Source organism: Marilutibacter aestuarii (assembly GCF_006546775.1).
Classification (GTDB): Bacteria; Pseudomonadota; Gammaproteobacteria; order Xanthomonadales; family Xanthomonadaceae; genus Marilutibacter; species Marilutibacter aestuarii.
On the sequence record NZ_VICE01000018.1, the window covers coordinates 1 to 22371 of the forward strand.

At 70.4% G+C, this 22371-nt stretch carries 19 protein-coding genes and 1 pseudogene; 11 read left to right on the top strand and 9 right to left on the bottom strand.

The genetic code is table 11. The features are described 5' to 3' along the window. Positions 1-1145 (top strand): GDSL-type esterase/lipase family protein (locus FKV25_RS16115; protein ID WP_170218483.1); only part of this gene is annotated, 1145 nt, incomplete at its 5' end. A gap of 19 nt (positions 1146-1164) precedes the next feature. Here FKV25_RS16115 and speE read toward each other — a convergent pair. Next, positions 1165-2016: a polyamine aminopropyltransferase gene (gene speE, locus FKV25_RS02465; protein ID WP_141517213.1), complete on the bottom strand. Its 852-nt coding sequence runs from the start codon at positions 2014-2016 to the stop codon at positions 1165-1167. A 238-nt stretch (positions 2017-2254) separates the two neighbouring features. Here speE and speA point away from each other — a divergent pair, with 238 nt between their 5' ends. Genes speA through FKV25_RS02480 form a run of 3 tightly spaced genes read left to right on the top strand, consistent with a single transcriptional unit; the run spans position 2255 to position 5317 of the window. After that, on the top strand, positions 2255-4168 hold the full coding sequence (gene speA, locus FKV25_RS02470) for an arginine decarboxylase (RefSeq protein WP_141517214.1): 1914 nt from the start codon (positions 2255-2257) through the stop codon (positions 4166-4168). Between the two features lies 1 nt (position 4169). Then, positions 4170-4433: a YciI family protein gene (locus FKV25_RS02475; RefSeq protein ID WP_141517215.1), complete on the top strand. Its 264-nt coding sequence runs from the start codon at positions 4170-4172 to the stop codon at positions 4431-4433. After that, on the top strand, positions 4430-5317 hold the full coding sequence (locus tag FKV25_RS02480; protein WP_246071858.1) for an NAD(P)-dependent oxidoreductase: 888 nt from the start codon (positions 4430-4432) through the stop codon (positions 5315-5317). The genes FKV25_RS02475 and FKV25_RS02480 overlap by 4 nt, the downstream gene beginning before the upstream one ends. A gap of 65 nt (positions 5318-5382) precedes the next feature. Here FKV25_RS02480 and FKV25_RS02485 read toward each other — a convergent pair whose 3' ends face one another. The 4 genes from FKV25_RS02485 to radC all read right to left on the bottom strand — a co-directional run bounded on the left by FKV25_RS02485 (position 5383) and on the right by radC (position 9328). After that, the gene (locus FKV25_RS02485; RefSeq protein ID WP_141517217.1) at positions 5383-5832 is read right to left on the bottom strand and encodes a hypothetical protein; all 450 of its coding nucleotides are present in this window, start codon (positions 5830-5832) and stop codon (positions 5383-5385) included. Between the two features lie 138 nt (positions 5833-5970). After that, the gene (locus FKV25_RS02490) at positions 5971-6753 is read right to left on the bottom strand and encodes an SPOR domain-containing protein (protein WP_141517218.1); all 783 of its coding nucleotides are present in this window, start codon (positions 6751-6753) and stop codon (positions 5971-5973) included. A 120-nt stretch (positions 6754-6873) separates the two neighbouring features. Then, positions 6874-8562 (bottom strand): arginine--tRNA ligase, encoded by a 1689-nt coding sequence (gene argS, locus FKV25_RS02495; protein WP_141517219.1) that lies wholly within the window; start codon positions 8560-8562, stop codon positions 6874-6876. Positions 8563-8653: 91 nt separating this feature from the next. Next, positions 8654-9328 carry a RadC family protein gene (gene radC, locus FKV25_RS02500; RefSeq protein WP_141517230.1) on the bottom strand — a complete coding sequence of 225 codons (675 nt, stop codon included), beginning with the start codon at positions 9326-9328 and terminating at the stop codon, positions 8654-8656. Between the two features lie 306 nt (positions 9329-9634). Between radC and coaBC the strand changes: the two are divergent. The 3 genes and pseudogenes from coaBC to FKV25_RS02515 all read left to right on the top strand — a co-directional run bounded on the left by coaBC (position 9635) and on the right by FKV25_RS02515 (position 13778). Further along, a pseudogene (gene coaBC, locus FKV25_RS02505) lies at positions 9635-10878 on the top strand (bifunctional phosphopantothenoylcysteine decarboxylase/phosphopantothenate--cysteine ligase CoaBC). A gap of 82 nt (positions 10879-10960) precedes the next feature. Then, positions 10961-11419: a dUTP diphosphatase gene (gene dut, locus FKV25_RS02510; protein ID WP_141517220.1), complete on the top strand. Its 459-nt coding sequence runs from the start codon at positions 10961-10963 to the stop codon at positions 11417-11419. Between the two features lie 13 nt (positions 11420-11432). Next, the gene (locus tag FKV25_RS02515) at positions 11433-13778 is read left to right on the top strand and encodes a phosphomannomutase/phosphoglucomutase (RefSeq protein ID WP_141517221.1); all 2346 of its coding nucleotides are present in this window, start codon (positions 11433-11435) and stop codon (positions 13776-13778) included. Between the two features lie 90 nt (positions 13779-13868). Here FKV25_RS02515 and FKV25_RS02520 read toward each other — a convergent pair whose 3' ends face one another. Both FKV25_RS02520 and pyrE read right to left on the bottom strand, forming a co-directional pair. After that, positions 13869-14528, bottom strand: a complete 660-nt coding sequence (locus FKV25_RS02520; protein ID WP_141517222.1) for a hypothetical protein — start codon at positions 14526-14528, stop codon at positions 13869-13871. 89 nt (positions 14529-14617) lie between these two features. Further along, on the bottom strand, positions 14618-15280 hold the full coding sequence (gene pyrE, locus FKV25_RS02525) for an orotate phosphoribosyltransferase (RefSeq protein WP_141517223.1): 663 nt from the start codon (positions 15278-15280) through the stop codon (positions 14618-14620). Positions 15281-15420: 140 nt separating this feature from the next. Between pyrE and FKV25_RS02530 the strand changes: the two genes are divergently transcribed. The 3 genes from FKV25_RS02530 to FKV25_RS02540 are packed head-to-tail and all read left to right on the top strand — an operon-like array spanning position 15421 to position 18012. Next, a complete protein-coding gene (locus tag FKV25_RS02530; RefSeq protein ID WP_141517224.1) occupies positions 15421-16224 on the top strand; it encodes an exodeoxyribonuclease III in 804 nt (267 codons plus the stop codon). Further along, a complete protein-coding gene (locus tag FKV25_RS02535) occupies positions 16221-17645 on the top strand; it encodes an AmpG family muropeptide MFS transporter (protein ID WP_141517225.1) in 1425 nt (474 codons plus the stop codon). Before FKV25_RS02530 ends, FKV25_RS02535 begins: the two co-directional genes overlap by 4 nt. 25 nt (positions 17646-17670) lie before the next feature. Continuing rightward, positions 17671-18012, top strand: coding sequence for a hypothetical protein (locus FKV25_RS02540; protein ID WP_141517226.1), 342 nt, complete (start codon positions 17671-17673; stop codon positions 18010-18012). 16 nt (positions 18013-18028) lie between these two features. Here the strand turns inward: FKV25_RS02540 and FKV25_RS02545 are convergent, their stop codons facing one another. Next, positions 18029-19183, bottom strand: coding sequence for an anhydro-N-acetylmuramic acid kinase (locus tag FKV25_RS02545; protein ID WP_141517227.1), 1155 nt, complete (start codon positions 19181-19183; stop codon positions 18029-18031). 92 nt (positions 19184-19275) lie between these two features. Then, on the bottom strand, positions 19276-20718 hold the full coding sequence (locus FKV25_RS02550; RefSeq protein WP_141517228.1) for a peptidoglycan DD-metalloendopeptidase family protein: 1443 nt from the start codon (positions 20716-20718) through the stop codon (positions 19276-19278). A gap of 190 nt (positions 20719-20908) precedes the next feature. Here FKV25_RS02550 and tyrS point away from each other — a divergent pair, with 190 nt between their 5' ends. Continuing rightward, positions 20909-22120, top strand: coding sequence for a tyrosine--tRNA ligase (tyrS, locus tag FKV25_RS02555; RefSeq protein WP_141517229.1), 1212 nt, complete (start codon positions 20909-20911; stop codon positions 22118-22120). Positions 22121-22371: the final 251 nt, after the last annotated feature.

The window sequence follows — 22371 nt, forward strand, 5'->3', positions numbered from 1 at the left end:
TGAGCCGCGCCGCGCGCGCGCTGTCGCGCGCCGGGTGGCCGATGGCGTTGCTCGCTTTGGCTGCCTGCACAGGCGGCGACGCGCCGGCGCCGGGTGACACGGGTGCATCGCCACGCTTCGCGCTTGCCGTGGTGGGCGATTCCGACAGCCATTCCTACCAGGACCGGATCAGCTTTCCCGAAGGCGACCCGGCGCGGGGGGGCGCCTATCGGGCCGTCAGCTTCAACTGGTACGAGATCCTCGCCCGCCTGCGCGCGGACCAGCTCGACCTTGGCGAGTGGGGCGTGCGCGGCACGCGCGGACGCATCGCGCGGGCGCTGCGCGCCGTGGGCATTCCCGCCCGCGCACCGCGCAAGCAGGACTACGACTACAACTTCGCGATCTCTGGCGCCGGCTGCGAAGACCTGGTCGAAGGTTACCGCGAGGTACCGTCGCTGCTGGCGATGATGGACGCCGATCCGGCACCCTGGCGCCACGGCGCCGTCGTGTTCCGCATCGGCGTGAACAGCTTCGGCACGCAGCGCGCGCTGGAGGCGCTGGGCGCGGATCCCGGCGACGCGCGCGTCAACGGCGCCATCGACGCCTGCGTGGCGGCCTTGGGCGAGTCGGTCGCCCGGATCCATGCGCGCCACCCCGACACCCGGGTGGTGCTCGTGGGCATCTTCGACAACACCCACTGGGCGATGCATTTCGACCACGCCTGGAGCCCGGAAGCGCTGGCCAACGTCGCCCGCGGACTCGATCGCTTCGACGATGCGCTGCGTGCGATGGCGGCCTCCGACGACCGGGTCGCCTTCTTCGACGACCGGGCCTGGTTCCGCGCGCATTTCGGGGATCGCGATGCCCGGGGACAGGGCGCCTACCGGACGCTGGAGTTCGTCGATGGCACCCGCGTGGAGAACAAGATGGGTGACGCGCCCACCCACACCACGCTGGCCGACGGCCATGCGGGCACCCTGGTCAGCGGTCGTTGGGCGGCCTCGTTGCTGGACTTCATCGGCCAACAGTGGGGCCTGGACTTCCGCCCGCTCGGCGACCGCGAGCTGCTTGCCCTGGTGGCCCCGACGGGGCCCGCGGTCGTCTCCGCCGACGGGCGCGAGCAGGAGGGCGCGGACCGTCCGGCCACGCCCCCGGCCGCGCGCTGAGCCGGCCGGCGCGCCGGATTCAGTCTTCGAGTGCTTCGGCCAGGAAGGGCGGCGGCACCAGCGCCGCGGCATGGGCCTCGGCGGTGTAGTAGCGCGTGGCGAAGCCGCGCTCGCGCGCCGCGTCCTCGCGGAAGGCGAAGCCACCGGACTTGCGCGCCAGCGTGCAGCTCCACCAGCCGGTCGGATAGCAGGGCTGCGGGAACGGCAGCGTCGCGAAGCGGGTGAAGCCCGCCTTGCCCATCTCGCCGCGCATCTCCCGGATCAGCTCGACCAGCATCAGCGGCGATTCGGACTGCTGGACGAGGATGCCGTCGTCCTTGAGCGCCCGGGAACAGCTCTCGTAGAACGCCTTGTTGAACAGGCCCTCGGCGGGGCCGACCGGGTCGGTCGAGTCGACGATGACGATGTCGACGCTGCCGGCCGGGCAGTTCGCCATGTAGGCCACGCCGTCGTCGAACAGCAGTTCGGCGCGAGGGTCGCCATTGGACTCGCACAGCTCCGGGAACCACTTCTCCGCCATGCGCGTGACCTGCTCGTCGATGTCGCACTGGGTCGCGCTCTCGACGCCGGGGTGGCGCAGCACCTCGCGCAGGGTGCCGCAGTCGCCGCCGCCGATGATGACGACGCGCTTCGGGGCATCGTGGGTGAACAGCGCCGGGTGGGACATCATCTCGTGGTAGAGGAAGTTGTCCTTCGTGGTCAGCATCATCGCGCCGTCGATGAGCATCAGGTTGCCCCAGTCGGTGCTCTCGTAGATCTCGATCTTCTGGAACGGGGACTGCACCTCGTCGAGCTTGCGGGTGATCCGGTAGCCGATCGCCGAGCCGGTCGGGTCGAAGTTCTCGTAGTGCCAGTTGGTGTTGTCGTTCATTGCCGGTTCGCCCCGCGGAGAGTGCCGAGATCGGGGACCGCTGCCGCATGGCGCCGGTCCCGGTGAACGGGGCCGGGCCGACCGGCCCGCGCCCCAAGGCCGCGAATTGTAGCGGACCCCCGCCAACGGTTCGTGACCGCCCGGCCGGGGTCGGGGGCGCCGACACGCGTCCTCACGGCCGCGGACGGTAGAATGCGCGTCCCCCTTCGCCGCTGGTGTTTCGCCGATGTCCCCGCCGATGCCCGACTGGTCCCCCGACCAGGCCCGCAAGACCTACTCGATCCCGCACTGGGCCGAGGGGTATTTCGACGTCGACGGTGCCGGTTGCGTCACCGTCAGCCCGCGCCGCGACGCCGGTCCCGCCGTGGCCCTGTCGACCCTGGTCGACGAGGCCCGCGGCAAGGGCGCGAAGCTGCCGCTGCTGCTGCGCTTCCCGGACATCCTGGGCGACCGCCTGGCGCGCCTGCAGGGCGCGTTCGCGCAGGCCATGGACGACTGGCACTATCCGGGCGGCTACACCGCGGTCTATCCGATCAAGGTCAACCAGCACCAGGGCGTCGCCGGCACGCTGGCCTCGCACGCCGGCGATGGATTCGGGCTTGAGGCGGGCAGCAAGCCGGAGCTGATGGCCGTCATGGCGCTCTCGCGTCCCGGCGGCCTGATCGTCTGCAACGGCTACAAGGACCGCGAGTACATCCGCCTGGCCCTGATCGGCCGCAAGCTGGGCCTGGACACCTGGATCGTCATCGAGAAGCCCTCCGAGCTGCCCCTGGTGATGGAGGAGGCGCAGGCCCTGGGCGTGAGGCCGGGCCTGGGGGTACGCATGCGCCTGGCCAGCCTCGGCGCCGGCAAGTGGCAGAACAGCGGCGGCGACAAGGCCAAGTTCGGCCTCTCCCCGCGACAGGTGCTCGACCTGTGGAAGCAGTTGCGCGACGCTGGCATGACCGACTGCCTGGGCCTGCTGCACTTCCACATGGGCTCGCAGATCTCCAACGTGCGCGACATTGCCAACGGCATGCGCGAGGCGGTGCGCTACTTCGTCGAGCTGTCCGCACTGGGCGCGAAGGTGCGCTTCATGGACGTCGGCGGCGGCCTGGGCATCGACTACGAAGGCACCCGCTCGCGTAGCGAGTGCTCGATCAACTACGGCGCCAACCAGTACGCCAGCACCATCGTCCAGCCCCTGGCCGAGGCCTGCGAGGCGCACGGACTGGTGCCGCCGCGCCTGGTCACCGAGTGCGGCCGCGCGATGACTGCCCACCATGCGGTGCTGGTGGCCAACGTCTCGGAGGTCGAGCAGGCGCCAGAGGGCCGCGTGCCCGACATCCACGACGACGAACCGGCGGTGATCCGCCACCTGCGCGAGGTCCACGACGAACTGGGCAGCCGGCCGGCGGTGGAGCTGTTCCACGAGGCCCAGCACCACCACAGTGAAGGCCTGTCGCTCTATGCGCTCGGCCAGATCGACCTGGTCCATCGCGCACGCATCGATGACCTGTTCTACGCGATCGCCCATGCGGTGCGCGCCCAGCTCAAGCCCGGCGAGAAGAGCCACCAGGCGACCCTGGACGAGCTGAACCAGCGCCTGGTCGACAAGTATTTCGTCAACTTCAGCGTCTTCGAGTCCATGCCCGACGTCTGGGCGATCCAGCAGGTGTTCCCGATCATGCCGATCGAGCGCCTGGACGAAGCGCCGTCGCGGCGCGGCGTCATCGCCGACCTGACCTGCGACTCCGACGGTCGCATCGATACCTACGTCGAGAACGAGACGCTCAACACCTCGCTGCCGCTGCATGAACTGCAGCATGGCCAGAGCTATCGGCTCGGCTTCTTCCTGGTCGGTGCCTACCAGGAAATCCTGGGCGACATCCACAACCTGTTCGGCGACACCGACGCGGTCGAAGTACGCGTCGATCCCGCCGATGCGCGCGGCTTCGCGATCAGCCAGCAACGCCGGGGCGACACCACCGACGTCATGCTCGACTACGTCGGCTATCGCCTCGATGACCTGCGCGACGCCTATGCCGCGCGCGTGGCCGACGCGGCGCTGCCGCAGGACGAGTCGACGCGCCTGCTCGCCGCGCTGGAGGCCGGCTTGACCGGCTACACCTACCTCGACGACGGCGGCGCCGCCGTCGGCCGGGCGATCTGACATGGCGACGGCCCCCCGGCGCTACCTGGTCATGGCGATACGGCAGCCGGGTTTCGATGCCGGTGTGATCGAGCCCCACCTGGCCTATATCGGCCAGTTGCGCGCGCAGGGCCGGCTGGAGTTGAGCGGCGGGTTCTCCGATGGAAGCGGCGGTGCCTACGTGCTGCGCGCGGCGGACCTGGCCGAGGCCCAGGCCCTCGCCGATGCCGATCCGCTGCACCTGACAGGCGCCTCGCGCCTGACCGTTTTCGAATGGAACGCATGAGCATGAGCACTGAGTCCCACGGATTGAAGGCCGGCTTCATTGGACTGGGCGCGATGGGCGGGCCGATGGCACGCCACCTGCACGCGGCCGGGCTCCTGGCTGTGGTCGGCAACCGCACCCAGTCCAAGGCCGATGCGCTGGCGGCCGATCTGGGCGTGCGCGCCGCGCGCAGCGCGGACAACTTCGCCGACTGCGACGTGGTCGCGATGTGCGTGTCGCTCGACGCCGACGTGCTGGAAAACGCCACGGCGCTCGCCGCGGTCCTGCGCAGGGGCGCGGTGGTCGTGGATCATTCCACGGTGTCGGTGCAGACCGCGCAACGGGTCGCCGCGCTGTTGGCCGCCGAAGGCATCGGCTTCATCGATGCGCCGGTATCGGGAGGCGTCGAGGGCGCGCGCAACGGCAAGTTGTCGGTGATGGCCGGCGGCGACGCCGCGGTCCTCGAGCAGGCGCGCCCGGTCCTGGAGGCCTATGCCGCGCGGCTGGCCCACATGGGCGACACCGGGGCCGGCCAGGCGACCAAGGCGGTCAACCAGGTCCTGGTGGCCGGCATCAACGAAGCGGTCTGCGAAGGCCTGGCCCTGGGCGAGAAGCTCGGCCTGGATGCCGATCGCCTGCTGCCGACCCTGATGGCGGGCGCCGCCGGCAACTGGTTCCTCGACAAGCGCGGGGAGACCATGCTGCGTGACGCATTCGCTCCCGGTTTCAAGTCGGCGCACATGCTCAAGGACCTGCGCATCGTCCAGGGCATCGCGCGTGGTGCCGGCATCCGCACCACGGTCATCGACCAGGCCGTGGCCGACTACAACGAGCTGCTCGAGCGCGGCCACGGCGAAAGCGACACCTCGGCGCTGATCGTGCTCAAGCGCAAACCCCAGGCCTGACGGGCGGCGTCGGCACGGCCCGGGCGGCATGGCGTCCGCGGGGCGCGCCTCGGCGATGCGTCTGATCAGCGGGTCACTGCGACGCCGCCGCTCGACGCGTGACGGGCCCACCGCTCGCCCAGCGTGGCGCCCGACCAGGCGGCCAGGAGGCCGAGTGCAAAGGCCAGGGCGTTGTACCTGAGGACGTCGGTCAGGCCGAACACGCCGGGGAGCTGGGCGTGCGCAGCGGAGAGCTGCAGGCTCGCCACGACGCAGACGGATATCAGGGCCGAGAGGATCAATGCTGGAACGCGGAAGCCCTCCCGGGCGATACGTCCGCCCGCGACCATCGCCAGCAGGTTCACCAGCAGGCCGGCGAGGGGCACGTGGCCGATGCCGGTGTCCATGGGCAAATCGAGTGCTCGACCACTGGCCGCCACCAGCAGTTCGAATCCCAGCATCACGCCCAGCGCGACAAGCGCGCCCAGAAGTATCCGCTTCTCCATGCTCGATCCCGGTCCTCGTCCAGGCTTCATGCGACGCCCTCGTCGGGCCAGGAGCTGAAGTCTAGAGGGGCGGGAGGGCGCGGGGTGGGCCGAGCCTGTCGCATTCCGATGACCGGACGCGCGCGCGGAGTGCCCGGTAGGTGCACTTGGGCGTGGCCCCCTGCCGGATCACTGTGCCTTGATCGCCAGCGGATCCAGGCCGTTGCTTTCCAGCTTCTGCTTGGCGTCGGCAAGGTCGCCGGCGGTGCCGTACGGCCCCATGCGCACGCGGTAGATGGTCTTGCCGTTGATCTGCGCCGACTCGACGCGGGCGCCCAGCCCCAGCAGCGCGATCTTTGCCTTGAGTTCTTCCGCCTGCCCGGACGCCTGGAACGCGCCGGCCTGCAGCAGGTAGCGGCTGCCGTCGCCCACGCCGGCCGCGGTACGCGCGTTGCCGCTGGCAACGACGGTGTCCGCCGCCTTGGGTGCGGGCGTGGGGGAGGCGGGGGCCGCGGCGTCGGGATCGACCGGTTGCGGCAGGGTTTCGGTCTCGCGCGCGGAAGCGTCGGCGGCCTGCTGCGCGCGCTCGATCGCCGCCTGGCGTTCGGCCTCCGCGCGCTGCGTCGCGGCCAGCTCGGCATCGGTCATCGGCACTTCCTTGCCGGTCAGCATGTCGTAGAAGGCGAATTCGTCGCCCTTCTCGCCGGCCGCTGCGTCGCTCGGGGCTCCCGGCTTCGCCGGCTGGCTGGCCGGGCGGGGCAGGATCTCGTCGTCGGCGCTCGAGACCGGTGCCGGCCGTGCGTCGGGGTTGGGCTGCGGGCGGAAGAAGCCATCGCTGCCGGACTTGAGGTACTTGGGGGCCACCAGCACGACGATCAGGGTCAGCAGGATGCCGAGCACCATCCATGCCCAGCCGGGAAGGCCGTTGCCCTGGTTGCGCCTGGCCTGGGTCTTGTTGCGTCGTGCTGCCACCTGTGGCGGTCCTCGTGAGGTTGCGTGGGTCGCCTCGGGAGCGCCGAGGCGGGAAAACGTGATGCGGTACCGCGCCAGTGTAAGACAATCGCCCCGCGGACGAAGGCCTGGCAGCGGCGCCTACATCACCTCGGGCGCGCCTACGCCGAGCAGTTCCAGGCCATTGGCCAGCACCTGCCGGGTCGCCATCGCCAGCACCAGGCGCGCGTCGCGCGTGGCATCGTCGTCGACCAGGAACTGGTGGTCGTTGTAGTAGCTCTGGAAGGTCTGCGCCAATTCCAGCAGGTAACCGGCCAGCTGGTGCGGCTCGAGGTCGCGCCCGGCGGTCTCCACCACGTCGGGGTAGCGCTGCAGCTCGGTCACCAGGGCGTGGGTGGCGGCGTCGTCCAGCGCCAGCGGCTGGGCCAGGCCACGCTCACGGTCGAACGTCAGGCCGCGCTCGGCCAGCTGCCGCAGCAGGCCGCACATGCGGGCATGGCTGACCTGCACGTAGTAGACCGGGTTGTCGAGCGACTGGCTGCGGGCCAGGTCGATGTCGAAGGTCAGCTGGGAGTCGGGCTTGCGCGCGATCAGGAACCAGCGCGTGGCGTCGCGGCCGACCTCGTCCACCAGGTCGCGCAGGGTCACGTAGCTGCCGGCGCGCTTGGACAGCTTGACCTCCTCGCCGCCGCGCATGACGGTGACCATCTGGTGCAGCACGTATTCGGGCCAGCCCCGCGGGATGCCCTTGTCGAGTGCCTGCAGTCCGGCGCGCACGCGCGCCAGCGAGCCGTGGTGGTCGGCGCCCAGCTCGGTGATCGCGCGCTCGTAACCGCGCTGCCATTTGCTCAGGTGATAGGCGACATCGGGCACGAAGTAGGTATAGGTGCCGTCGGACTTGCGCATCACGCGGTCCTTGTCGTCGCCGAAGGCGGTCGAGCGCAGCCACAGCGCGCCACCCTCTTCATAGGTGTGGCCGCCGGCGACCAGCTCGCGCACGGTCTCCTCGACCTTGCCATCGGTGTACAGCGACGACTCGAGGAAGTAGACGTCGAAGCCGACGCCGTAGGCCTCCAGGTCGAGGTTCTGCTCGCGGCGCAGGTAGGCGACGGCGAAGTGGCGGATCGCATCGAGGTCGTCCGGATCGCCGGCGCCGGTGACGACATGGCCCTCGACCTCGACGCTGTCGCCACGCAGGTAGGCGGCGGCGACGTCCTTGATGTAGTCGCCACGATAGCCGTCCTCCGGCCAGCCGGCATCGTCCGGGCCCTTGCCCTTCGCGCGCGCCTGCACCGAGATCGCCAGGTTGTTGATCTGGGCGCCGGCGTCGTTGTAGTAGAACTCGCGTTTCACGTCCCAGCCGTTGGCGGCCAGCACCCGCGCGACGCAGTCGCCGATCACCGCCGCGCGGCCGTGGCCGACATGCAACGGCCCGGTCGGGTTGGCCGACACGTACTCGACGCCGGCCACGCGGCCCTTGCCGCCGTCGTTGCGGCCGTAGGCGTCGCCGCGGGCGAAGACCTCACCCAGGCCGCGGCGCCAGGCCACCTCGGCGACGCGAAAATTGATGAAGCCCGGTCCGGCGATCTCCACGCTGGCGATGTCGTCGTTGGCCGGCAGGGCGTCCACCAGTGCCTGCGCGATCGCGCGCGGGTTGGAACGGGCCGGCTTGGCCAGCAGCATGGCCGCGTTGGTCGAGAAATCGCCCTGGGCGCGGTTCTTCGGCCGCTCGATGACGAACTCGGGGGTCTCGAGGTCGGAGGGCAGGGTGCCGGCGGCGCGCAGGGCGTCGATGGCCTGCAGCACCAGGTCGCGGAGGGCGGTTTTCACGGGCGGATCCGGGGATGTTGCGGAACCGTCCATTGTACGCGAGCGCGTGCCGGCGGGCCCGTGCGATGTGAATGGCGGGCGACCGGCGGCGTCACACCCAGCCGCGCGCGGCCAGCGACACCGGCGGGCCGTCGGCAATGACGAAGTGGTCGAGCAGGCGCAGGTCGACCAGGGCGAGGGCCTGCTTGAGCCGGGCGGTCACCGCACGGTCGGCGGCGCTCGGCTCGCGGTTGCCGCTGGGATGGTTATGGCCGACGATCACCGCCGCCGCGTTGTGGGCCAGCGCCCGCCGTACCACTTCCCGCGGATGCACCTCCGCGCCGTCGATCGTGCCGGTGAACATCTCCTCGAAGGCCAGCGCGCGATGGCGCGTGTCGAGGAACAACGCGGCGAACACCTCGCGGGGTCGTCCGCGCAGGCGTTGCGCGAAATAGCGTCCCGCGGCGAACGGGTCGCCCATGGCTTCGCCGCGCTCGAGTTCCGCCGACAGGTGCCGGTGCCCCAGTTCCAGCGCGGCGGCGAGGGCGCAGGCCCGCGCCGGTCCCAGGCCGGGCAGCTTCGCCAGGCCGGCTGCGCCACGGTCAAGCAAGGCCCGCAGCGGTCCATGGTGCGCGAGCAGCTGGCGTGCGGTGCTCACCGCGTCCTGGCCGCGCAGGCCCGAGCCCAGGAAGATCGCCAGCAGTTCGGCGTCCGACAGCGTGCCCGCGCCGCGCGCCAGCAGTTTCTCGCGCGGGCGCTCGGCGGCCGGCCAGTCGCGCAGGCGCAGGGGCGGGGAAGCCGGGGCGGCGGCCGGCACGGGCGCATCGGCCAGTGTCGTCGGCGCGAAGGGGGCGTGGGTGTCTTCGGGGGGCATGCGCGGGCCCATCCATGGGCCGGGTCCTTCCTTGGCTGCGGGGGCGAGGCGGGGGGTCGGAGCGGGACGCGACAGGGAAGGGCCGCGGGGCAGTTCCCGGGATTCCGACCGCCCCGCCTCGGTTCCCATTTGATGGCGATGCGGGATGCCGTTCAACCGGACTTCTGCGCGGCATCAGGTAAGCTAGACGCCCGTTGTGCTGTAGGAATTTCCTTAACCATGTCGGCTGCGCCACCCTCCCTGGACGGGAGCTCCGTCCTCCTCTGCGTCTGCGGCGGGATCGCGGCCTACAAGGCCGCCGAGCTCGTGCGCCGCCTGCGCGAGGCCGGGGCCGGGGTGCAGGTGGCGATGACCGCCGATGCGCTCCACTTCGTCGGCGAGGCGACGTTCCAGGCCCTGTCCGGGCGCACCGTGCGCACTTCCCTGTGGGATGCCGCCGCGGAAGCCGCCATGGGGCACATCGAGCTGGCGCGCTGGGCCGACCGTGTCGTCGTCGCACCGGCGACCGCCAACACCCTGGCCAAGCTCGCCCATGGCATCGCCGACGACCTCGTGAGCACGCTCTGCCTGGCGACCACCGCGCCGATCGCGGTGGCGCCGGCGATGAACAACCGCATGTGGGCCCACCCGGCGACCCAGGCCAACATCGAGACCCTGCGCGGCCGGGGTGTCCAGGTGATCGGCCCGGACGACGGTCCCCAGGCGTGCGGCGAGTTCGGTCCGGGCCGCCTCAGCGAGCCCGTCGACATCGTCGCGGCCCTGGCCGCAGGGAGGCAGGCATGAGCGCGACCGACCTGGCAGGCCTGCGCGTGCTGGTCAGTGCCGGCCCGACTTACGAGGACATCGACCCGGTCCGCTTCATCGGCAACCGCAGCAGCGGCAAGATGGGCTTCGCGATCGCCTGTGCCGCCGCGCGGCGTGGCGCCGACACGGTGCTCGTCGCCGGACCGGTCTCGCTGCCCTCGCCCGATGCGGTGACCCGCGTCAACGTCCGTTCCGCCGCGCAGATGCACGAGGCGGTGATGGCGGCGCTGCCGGCCGACGTCTACATCGGCGCCGCCGCGGTCGCCGATTTCACGCCCCTCGAGATGTCGACCAGCAAGATCAAGAAGAAGCCCGGCAGCGACACGCTTACCCTCGAGCTGGTGCGCACCGCCGACGTGCTCGCCGACGTCGCCGTGCATGCGCAGCGTCCCCGCCTGGTGGTTGGCTTCGCCGCCGAGACGGACAACGTCGAGGGCTATGCACGCGGCAAGCTGGTCAACAAGAAGCTGGACCTGATCGCCGCCAATCGCGTCGGCGTCGCCGGCAGCGGCTTCGAATGCGACGACAACGCCCTGTCGGTCTTCTGGCACGACGACGAGCGCGCGCTGGGGCCGGCGGCCAAGACCGAGCTTGCCGACCAGCTGCTCGATCTCGTGCTGGAACGGCTGGCGGCGACGCCCGGGCCCGCCCCGACATGAGGGCCGGCGCCTCGCGGGCCGGCATGCCCGTCCCGACGCCAACCACCCTGGCCACGCCCTCCACAAGGACGCCCGACGCCTGATGCGACACACCCTCCAACTCAAGGTGCTCGACCCGCGCTTCGGCGAGGCCTGGCCACTGCCGGCCTACGCCACCGAAGCAAGCGCGGGCCTGGACCTGCGTGCGGCGCTGGATGCGCCCCTGGTGCTCGCGCCCGGCGATGCCGCGCTGGTGCCCTCGGGCCTGGCGATCCACATCGGCGACCCCGCGCTGTGCGCGGTGGTCCTGCCGCGCTCGGGCCTGGGCCACAAGCACGGTATCGTGTTGGGCAACGGCACCGGGCTGATCGACGCCGATTACCAGGGGCCCTTGATGATCAGCGTGTGGAATCGCGGCCGCGAGGCTTTTACGATCGAGGCCGGGGACCGCATCGCCCAGCTGGTCGTGCTGCCGATCGTGCGCGCGAGCCTGCAGGTCGTCGACGCATTCGAAACCAGCGAACGCGGGACGGGTGGCTTTGGCCATACCGGCGTGCGCTGACAGGGGAAGTGACATGGTGGATCTGAAAATCGAGCGGCCGCAGTTGTCGGCCGAACAGGGACGGTTCCTGCGCCTGCTGGTGGCGGGTGCCTGCGTGCTGCTGGCGGCCTGGTTCGCCTGGAGCGGCTGGCAGCAGCATCGCGACGACAGCCGGCGCGCGGGGATCGAGCAGGCGCGCGACGAGGCGGTCGCGTCGATCGCGTCGATGCTCAAGGCCGAGTACGGCCGCATGGAGACCCAACTGGCCAAGCCGGACGTGCGCAACGCGGTGGCCGACGGCGACCTGGTCAATGCCGGGGTCCGCCTGGCCGAAGGCTGGAAGGACGTCGATGGCGCCCGCGTGTTCGCGCCGAGCCTGGAAAGCGCCTACGCCGTCCTGACCGCGAAGGGCGCGCAAAGCGGTGGTTACGGGCGCCTGGCGGCGCTGGAAGCGGCGATCGCGCAGAACAGGCCTGTGGCGTGGATCGTCGGCGACGCCGGCAAGGCGCACATCGAGCTGGCGGCGCCGGTGCATCGCGACGATGCGCTGGTCGCCGTGGCCGCGGTGCGCCTGCCGATCGCGAAGATCAACGCCAGCTTCCAGGAAGCGTCGCTGCCGGGCGCCACCTACCTGGCGCTGCGCCAGGGCTCGCACAGCGTGATCGAACGCGGCGACACCGCCCTCAACAACGGCGCCGAGTCGCTGGCGCGCAAGATCGACGGCAGCGAGTGGCGTGTCGCGGCCGCCGTGCCCGACGCCGCCGGCGGTCCCTTCGGGCTGGAAGCGCTGGGCTGTTTCGTGGTGGCGCTGGTGCTGTTGCTCGTCGCCGCTTTCGCCAGCGTCGCGCACAAGGTCCGCCTGGGGCGCAAGCCGGTCGACGTGGACGAGCCGGAGGCCGACCAGACCCTGGCCGAAGCCACGCTCGCCGTCCCCGTGCCGGCGGTGGAGGCCGCGGCGGTGGCCGTCGTCGACAGGGATGCGAAGGCGCCCGCCGGCGACGTGGCCATCGACAGTGGCATCTTCCGTGCCTACGACATCCGCGGCATCGTCGGCCAGACCCTGGACGCGGGCATCGCGGAGCTGATCGGCCACGCGGTGGGGTCGCTGATGCACGAGCAGGGCCACGAGGACATCGTCGTGGGACGCGACGGGCGCCTGTCGGGTCCGGAGCTGACCGAAGGCCTCGTCAAGGGCCTGCGCAAGGCGGGGCGCAACGTCATCGACATCGGGCTGGCGCCCACGCCGCTCACGTACTTCGGCGCCTACCACCTGCGTGCGGGCTCGTGCGTGTCGGTCACCGGCAGCCACAACCCGCCGGACTACAACGGCTTCAAGATCGTCGTGGGGGGCGAGACCCTGTCCGGCGACGCGATCACCGACCTGTACGCGCGCATCGCCGAGGACCGCCTGCACGACGCCCCGACCCTGGGGCGCGTGGAGCAGCGCGACATCAACGACGACTACATCGAGCGGGTGTCCTCCGACGTGCAGATCGAGCGCCCCCTCCGGGTCGTCGTCGATGCCGGCAACGGGGTCGCGGGCGAGCTGGGTCCGCGGGTGCTCGAGGCCATCGGCGCCGAGGTCACGCCGCTCTACTGCGAGATCGACGGCACCTTCCCCAACCACCATCCGGACCCGAGCGAGCCCCACAACCTGGCCGACCTCATCCAGATGGTCCAGCGCCTGGATGCCGACCTTGGCATCGCCTTCGACGGCGATGGCGACCGCCTCGGCGTGGTGACCCGGGACGGCCAGAACATCTTCCCGGACCGCCTGCTGATGCTCTTCGCGACCGACGTGCTGGAGCGCAACCCCGGCGCGGTGATCATCTTCGACGTCAAGTGCACCGGTCGCCTGCCCGGGCACATCCTGCGCCATGGCGGCAGCCCGCTGATGTGGAAGACCGGCCACTCGCTGATCAAGGGCAAGATGCGCGAGACCGATGCCGAACTGGCCGGCGAGATGAGCGGCCACTTCTTCTTCAAGGAGCGCTGGTACGGCTTCGACGACGGCATCTACGCGGCCGCGCGCCTGCTGGAGATCCTGGCCATGCACCCGGAGGGGCCGGCGCAGGCCCTGGCCGAGCTTCCCGATGGCGTGTCGACGCCCGAGATCAAGGTCGACGCACCCGACGGCAATCCCCACGCCTTCGTCGACCGCTTCCGCGAGAACGCCCATTTCGAGGGGGCCCGCCTGTCGACGATCGACGGCCTGCGCGTGGACTGGCCCGACGGTTGGGGCCTGGTGCGCGCGTCCAACACCACGCCGATCCTGGTCATGCGTTTCGACGCCGACAGCAAGGACGCGCTCAAGCGCATCCAGGCCGCCTTCCGCGAACAGTTGCTGGCGCTGAAGCCCGACCTGAAACTGCCGTTCTGAAGCCGGGGCGCGCCGACGCCCCTTCGACCGGCCATGACGCAGAAGCCCCGCCGTAGCGGGGCTTCTGCGTCCGGGTGGGGCTGCGGCGGACTAGCCGCGCTCGTTGGGCGCGGGATTCTTCAACTCGCGATAACGCTCGAGCGCGGCCTGGAATTCGCCCTCCACCTCGACGCGTTCGTTGCGCTGTTGGGTGAGCATGTCCTGCTGGCGCAGCAGCTCCTGGTGCTGTCCCTGGATGGTATCGGCCACGGCCTTGCCCACGGGCTTGCCCTTGAGCTCGATCTCGCCCGCCTGGCGCAACAGGTGCACCAGGCTCTGGCGCAGGCCGGCAATGCCAAGCTCGGAGGCCTTCACCGTCTCGTCGAGCAGCACGATGCGGTTCTCGTATGCACGGCGCAACTCGTTCTCGGTCGCGTAGGATTCGGCCATCGCCTTCTCGCGGCGAAGCAACGCGGCGGCTTCCGCGTCGGCCAAGGCCTGTTGGCGGGCGGCCTCGGCAGCCGCCGCGCGCTCCTCGGCGGTCAGCGCCCGGCCCAGGCGCCCGGTGGTCATGCCGCTGCTGGCGCTGATCTCGGTGCGCTCGCTGTCCACCGCGCTGGCCGGCAGCGCGTCGCCGCAGACCTTGCGCCCGTTCTCGTTCCAGCAATACAGCTTCTTGTTGCCGCCGGCACTCTTCCCCTGTGCCGCGAGCAGCCCGGGCGCCAGTGCCAGCAGCACGGTGCCTGCGATCAATGCATGAGCCTTGTTCATGACGCGTCCCCACTCGTCCCTGGTTTATCTCTCGTAAGGGTTAACGCAAGAGTCGGGCCAATCCCGTCACGAGCCTGCAACAGTGGGGATTAGCGCGGGGTGAGGCTCCCGTAAGCCTCGCGATAGGCCAGCAGGCGCTCGCGATGGCCCGCCAGCGCGCTGTCGGAGGCCGTGAAGGCGAGGAGATCATCCAGCGTCGCGACCCGGACCACCGGCAGGCCCTGCTCAATTGCGACACTTTCTGCCGCGGAGCGTCGGGATGCCGCGGGGTCGACGGCTTCCTGGCGATCGAGGGCGATGACGATGCCCGCGGGCAGGCCACCGCCTGCCCGGATGATCTCCAGCGCCTCGCGGATGGCGGTGCCGGCGGTGATCACGTCGTCGACGATCAGCACCCGCCGTCCCTCCAGCGGGGCGCCGATCAGCTGGCCGCCCTCGCCATGGGCCTTGGCTTCCTTGCGATTGAAGGCCACCGGGAGGTCGCGGCCGCGACGCGCGTACTCGCAGGCCAGGGCGGTCGCCAGCGGAATGCCCTTGTAGGCCGGTCCGAACAACAAATCGAACGCCACCCCGTCCGCTTCGACCGCGTCTGCATAGCAGCCGGCCAGTTCGGCCAGGGCGGCGCCGGTGTTGAACAGGCCGGCGTTGAAGAAATAGGGGCTCAGCCGGCCGGATTTCAGCGTGAACTCGCCGAAACGCAGGGCCTGGGCGCGCAGCGCCAGCTGGAGGAAGCGGGTGCGGTGGTCGGGCACGGGGATGACGGGTCGGTGTCGGGGGATGCAAAAGCATAACCGAGCCGCCCGGAGAAGCCTGTCGGACCCTCGCGCCGGCCGGACGGAGCGACTAAGGTGGGCGGGTTCCCGCATCCCCGTTTCCCGGCTCCCCGACACCCGTGAAAATCATCAGCTTCAACGCCAACGGCATCCGCTCCGCCGCCAACAAGGGCTTCTTCGACTGGTTCCGCGCGCAGGACGCCGACATCCTGTGCATGCAGGAGACCAAGGCCCAGGAGGACCAGCTCACCGATGCCTGCTTCCGCCCCGATGGCCACCATTGTTTCTACCGCGATGCCATCACCAAGAAGGGCTACAGCGGCGTGGCGATCCACAGCCGCCGCGAACCCGACGAGGTGCGCACCGCGCTGGGCTGGGCGCCCTTCGACGACGAGGGCCGCTACATCGAGGCCCGCTTCGGCAACCTGAGCGTGGTGTCCTTCTACATCCCGTCCGGCTCCTCGGGCGAGGCGCGACAGGGCTTCAAGTTCGAGGTCATGGACTGGCTGCGCCCGATCATGGACGAATGGCTCGCCAGCGGGCGCGACTACGTGCTGTGCGGCGACTGGAACATCGTGCGCTGCGCACGCGACATCCGGAACTGGAAGTCCAACCAGAAGAACTCCGGCTGCCTGCCCGCCGAGCGCAGCTGGCTCAGCGCCCAGATCGCCGAGGACGGCGGCAGCGACGGTACCCCCGGTCGTGAGGGCGGCTGGGTGGACGCCTATCGGCGCCTGCATCCCGAGGGCGAGGACTACACCTGGTGGAGCAACCGCGGCGCGGCCTATGCCAAGGACGTGGGCTGGCGCCTTGACTACCAGCTGGTCACGCCGGGCCTGGGCGAACGCGTGGTGGCGTGCTCGATCGCACGCGAGCCGCGCTTCTCCGACCATGCCCCCTTCAGCGTGGAATACGCCGGATGAGCGAGGCGCCGGTGCCGCCCGCCAAGGCCGACCCGGCACCGCCGGCCCGGCCGGGCTGGCGCGATGTCCTGGCCCGGCTGCGCCAGCCCAAGGTGCTGGTCATGTTGTTGCTGGGCTTCAGCTCGGGCATCCCGATCTACCTGGTGGGCAACACCCTGGGTTTCTGGATGCGCGAGAACGCGATCGAGCTGTCGACGATCGGCTTCCTCTCCTGGGTTGGCCTGGCGTATTCGCTCAAGTTCCTGTGGGCGCCGCTGGTGGACAAGGTCGACGCCCCGCTGTTCGGCCGCTGGCTCGGGCGGCGTCGCGGCTGGATGCTGCTGTCGCAGCTGGTCGTCGCCGCGGCTCTCGTCGGCATGGCGCTGGTGGAGCCGCGGGAGGGGCAGTTGTTGCTGCTCGGCATGGCGGTCGACCATCTGGTGGTTTTCGGCGCGATGGCGCTCGTGGTGGCCTTCGCCTCGGCCACCCAGGACATCGTCATCGACGCCTGGCGCATCGAGAGCGCCGACAGCAACGAACAGCAGGGGTTGCTGACGTCCGCCGCCACCCTGGGCTACCGCGGGGCCCTGCTGGTCACCGACGCGCTGATCCTGATCATGGCGGCGCAGGTGGGCTGGGTGGTCTCCTACGAGGTCATGGCGCTGCTGATGGGCGTGGGCGTTGTCGCGGTGCTGGTCGCCCGCGAACCGGCCGCCAGCGTCATCGCCGCGCGCACCCCGCATCCGGCGCTGTTCACCGCGCAGGGGCTGTTCGACGCGCTCGTTGGTCCCTTCGTCGCCTTCTTTCGCCAGCACGGCAGCTGGGCGCTGCTGATGCTGCTGACGATCAGCCTCTACCGGCTGCCGGACTTCGTGATGGGGCCGATGGCCAACCCCTTCTATGCCGACCTGGGCATCGACAAGGAGACCGTTGGTGCCGTGCGCGGCTCGATCGGCCTGGTCGCGACCATCCTCGGCATCGCGGCGGCAGGCCTGAGCGCGGTGCGCTTCGGCTTCGTCCCCACCCTACTGGCCGGCGCTGTGCTGGGGCCGGGGTCCAACCTTGCCTTCGCCTACCTCGCCCTGCACGGCGCCGATCCGGGCGTGTTCGCCGGCGCGATGGTCATCGACAACTTCTGCAGCGGCTATGCCGGCGTGGCGCTGATCGGCTACATGTCCAGCCTGACCCACATTGGTTACACCGCCACCCAGTACGCCCTGCTCAGTTCGTTCTACGCGCTGTTGGGGAAGGTGCTCAAGGGCTTCTCCGGCGTCGCCGTCGAACACCTGGAAGCCGGGCGCACCCTGCTGGAGGCCTATTCGCTGTTCTTCGTCGGCACCGCCGTGGTTGGCCTCCCGGCCCTGCTGTTGTGCATACTATTGACCGTCCGCCGACCGCGGACGCCCGTGGGGGGCGGGTTGGAGCCATCGACGTCCGACTAGACCGCGCGAGTGCCTTGCCGACACCATGAGTGAAATCATCCTCAGAGACTTCGACGCCGTCCTCCTCGAGCGCGTCAACCGGGTCGCCGAAGCCCACGGATGGAACCAGCAATCAGCCCTCCTGCGGATCATCGAGCAGGGCCTCTACGTCTGCGAAGGTGAGCTGTCGCGCAGCCTCGACGACGCCGACGCACGCGCGCTGCAGGACGCGATCGCGGCGATGGAATCGGTGCCCAGCGACCAGGGTTTCGCGATGATCGGCCGCGTCGATCCCGACGCCCACCCCGGCAAGACCGAACCCGACCAGTCGATCCGGCAGGACATGTTCGACGGCCGGGGCGCCACGCCGTCGGCCGACAAGGCCTGAGGGGCAGTACCGGCCCTCAGGCGGGATGGACCACGCCGAGCACGCGAGGCCCGCGCGCGCCGCTGACGCTGGGCAGGTTGCCGGGGCGGCCGGCGAGCGCCTCTCGCGCCAGCCACGCAAACCCCATGGCCTCGACCAGGTCCGGGTCCACGCCATGGACTGCGGTGGACTCGACCCGTACGCCGGGCAGGTGCGCGGCCAGGCGCTCGAGCAGGCGGGGGTTGCGGACCCCGCCCCCGCAGGCGAGCACCCGGCGGGTGTCGCGCTGCTGGCCGAGCAGGGCATCGGCCACGGTGCGCGCGCTGAGCTCCAGCAGGGTGGCCTGGACGTCGGCGACGGATTCGTCGCCCTGCAGGCGCGCCTCCACCCAGTCCAGGTGGAACTGTTCGCGGCCGGTGCTCTTGGGCGGCGGCATGGCGAACCAGGGCTCCTCGAGCAGGCGCTGGAGGAGGGCCGCGTCGATCCGGCCCGAAGCCGCCAGCGCGCCGCCCGCATCGTGTCCCTGTCCGGTATGGCGCAGGCACCAGGCGTCCATCAGGCAATTCGCCGGGCCGGTGTCGAAACCGCGCACGGCGCCCGCCGGGTCGGCCGGCAGCAGCGTCAGGTTGGCAATGCCACCGAGGTTCAGCACCGCCCGGTCCTCGTCGCGCGAGCGAAGCAGGGCGTCGTGAAGCGCCGGCAACAGGGGCGCGCCATGCCCGCCGGCGGCCACGTCGCGGCGACGGAAATCGGCGACGGTGGCGATGCCGGTGCGCTCGGCGATCACGTGCGCGTCGCCGATCTGCCAGGTGAACGGATGGAGTCCATCGTGCGCGGCGCCGGCGGGTCGATGGCGCACGGTCTGGCCATGCGAGCCGATCGCCCGCACCGATCGCGCCTCGACGCCGGCCTGGCGGAGCAGGTGCTGCGTGGCCAGGGCGAAGTGCTCGCCGACCTGCACGTCGAGCGTGGCGATCTCGTCGAGCGACTCGACCTTGGCGCCCTGGCCGATCTCGACCAGGCGCCGGCGCAGGGCATCGGGCCACGCGTGCGTGTGGCCCGACAGCAGGTGGCAGGCGTCGTCGTCGAAATGCACCAGCGCGGCATCGATGCCATCGGCGCTGGTACCCGATATCAGGCCGACATAGAGGCCGGCGTCGGGGGGTGTGTCGGGGGCCAACGGATCAGCCATGCGCATCTGCTCGCGGGGAAAGCCGACGCCAGCCTACGGCCGGCGTGTCCCGCCGGCCAGTCCCGCGTGCGCGGGATCGCCCGTGCGGCGTCTCAGCCCTCGCCGCCGGGCGTCGTCGCCTCGGCGCTGGCGACCTGTCCGGCATCGGCGCCGGTACGCGCGTAAATGAGCTTCTCGAACTGTTCGATGCGCGCCAGCGCCGGGCCGGTCTGCGCCCGGAAGGCGGCCAGTTGCGCGCCCTTGAGCGGTTCGGGCGGCGGCATCGTCACCGTCAGCGGGTTGCGGTGGACGCCATTGACGCGGAACTCGTAATGCAGGTGTGGACCGGTGGCCAGGCCCGAGGCACCGACGTAACCGATCACCGCGCCCTGCGGCACGCGTTGGCCGACCTTGTACTTGCCGAAGCGCGACATGTGCGCGTAGAGCGTGGTGTTGCCGCGGCCGTGGTCGAGGATCACCGTGCGACCGTACCCGCCCTTCCAACCGACGAACTGCACGCGGGCATCGCCCGCGGCCATGATCTGGGTGCCGCTGCGCGCGCCGTAGTCGACGCCGTCATGGCGGCGCACGCGACCCAGCACGGGATGCTTGCGGGCGCGGCTGAAGCCCGACGTCACCCGCGCGAACGGGATGGGCATGCGGATGAAGGCCTTCTTCAGCGGACGGCCGTCGGCGCTGAAGTACTCGGCCGTGCCGTCGTGCTCGAAGCGGAAGCCAGAGTAGGTCTTGCCGCCGGTGGTGAAGGTCGCGGCCAGTACCTTGCCACGACCGATGCGCTCGCCCTCGCGCCAGGTCTCGTCCATCACCACGCTGAAGCGGTCGCCACGCTGGATGTCGCTATTGAAGTCGATGTCGTACTGGAAGATCTGGTCGGTCATCACCGCGATCGTCGCGGGCGACAGGCCGGCCTTGCGCGCGGCCGCGTACAGCGAGCTGGTGATCTCGCCGGTCGCTACCGTCGTGCGGGTTTCCACCGGGCGCGCGATCACGTTCTCGCGGATCGCGTCGCCGTCCAGGGTCAGCTCGACGCGGTGCATGTCGTCCTGGTCGAAACGGAATGCACGCAGTGCGCCGTTGACTGGAAGGTCGAAGGCCAGCTCGGTCCCCGGCCGCAGGCGGCCGAGCGCGGCCTTGGCGCTGGGCTGCTCGAGGATCCGGTGCAGCGTGGCCGCCGGGACGCCCATTTCCTCGAACAGCTGGCCCAGGGTCTGCCCGCTGCGCACGCTGACGATCTGCCAGCTGTCGCCTTCCACGCCCTGCGCGCCGCGCGACACCGGCAGTGGCGGCAAGGCCAGCGCCATCGACTGCCGCGGCGCGGCGGTGGGCGTGGTCAGGTCCTGGTTGAAGCCCGGGACGATGGCCGCGACCAGCAGGCCCATCGAGGCGAACAGGCTCGCGGTCATCCACTGGCGGCGCGACCAGCGGCCGTTGAATCCATCGGAGAGATGTCGTGCCAGCACCGGGCGGTGCAGGGCGGCTTCGCGGAGTGCCTTGAGGCGCTTGCGCCGGTTCGAACCGGAACCCGGTACAGTCATGGAGCGATCTCCCCTGGTGCGAGATGTGAAAGCAGCGTGTCGGGGGTACCATAGTCACGCGAGCAACACGCGTCAAACCCTTGATGCTGAATGGATTTTCGAAGCTTCAGTTGGGTTAACCACCCTTTAACCATTAACCGTGCCGGCTGTCGCATTCAGGTTCGGCGCTGCCACCCGTAGAGAGTCCACCTTGTCCACCCACGACGCCCTCGAACTGATCGGCCGCGGCGCCGACGAAATCCTCAAGCGCGACGAGCTCGAAGCCCGCCTGAAGCTCGGTCGGCCGCTCCGCGTCAAGGCCGGTTTCGACCCCACCGCGCCCGACCTGCACATCGGCCACACCGTCCTGCTCAACAAGATGCGGCAGTTCCAGGACCTCGGCCACCAGGTGATCTTCCTGATCGGCGACTTCACCGGGATGATCGGCGATCCGACCGGCAAGAATGCCACCCGCAAGCCGCTGACCCGCGAGGACGTCCTCGCCAACGCGCAGACCTACGCCGACCAGGTGTTCAAGGTGCTCGACCGCGAGCGCACCGAGGTGCGCTTCAACTCCGAGTGGTTCGGCAAGATGGGTGCGGCGGACATGATCCGCCTCGCCGCCCAGCACACCGTGGCGCGCATGCTCGAGCGCGACGACTTCGCCAAGCGCTATGCCGCCCAGCAGCCGATCGCGATACACGAATTCCTGTATCCGCTCGTGCAGGGCTACGACTCGGTCGCGCTGGAAGCCGACGTCGAACTCGGCGGCACCGACCAGAAGTTCAACCTGCTGATGGGGCGCGGCCTGCAGGAAAGCCATGGCCAGGCGCCGCAGATCGTCCTCACCATGCCCCTGCTCGAGGGACTGGACGGCGTCCAGAAGATGAGCAAGTCCCTGGGCAACTACATCGGCATCGACGAGCCGGCGATCGACATCGTCACCAAGACCATGAAGATCGACGACGTGCTGATGTGGCGCTGGATCGACCTGTTGAGCTTCGACATCGGCGTCGCCGAGGCGGCCACGCTCAAGCGCGACATCGAGGCCGGCCAGCTCAACCCCCGCGACGTCAAGCTTCGACTGGCGCGCGAGCTGGCGGCCCGCTTCCACGATGCCGCCGCCGCCGAACTGGCCGTCGCCGGCTGGAATGCCGCCGTGCGCGGGCAGGGCGACACCGCCCAGCTGCCGCTCAACGAGGTCGTGGTGCCGCCCGAAGGCCTGCGCATCGCCGCGTTGCTGACCGCCGCGGGCCTGACGCCCAGCAACTCCGAGGCCAACCGCAAGCTCAAGGAGCGTGCGGTGCGCATCGACGGTGAGGTCGCCGAGGATCCCCAGCGCGTGTTCGAACCCGGCTTCGAGGCCGTGCTGGCGGTCGGCAAGCGCAACTTCGCGCGCATCCGCCTCGTCGTCGCGGCCTAGTTGCCCTCCGTCGCCGCCGGTACGGGCGGGGGCACGAGACCCGCCTCGCTGCACGCCGACGCGGACAGCGTAAAGGGAGCGTGAAAAAAAGCTTCCCAAAGTGTTCGCGAGTGTGCACAATGCGCGCCCCGCTGCCGGGTAAGCATTGAGGTGGCGGGGGCGTGTTGGAGGCGGTTGTCGGGAAGTGGTTGACGGTCCCGGGAGTTGCTGTAAGATGCGCGGCCCGCAGCCGGGACGAGTTGGATGAACGG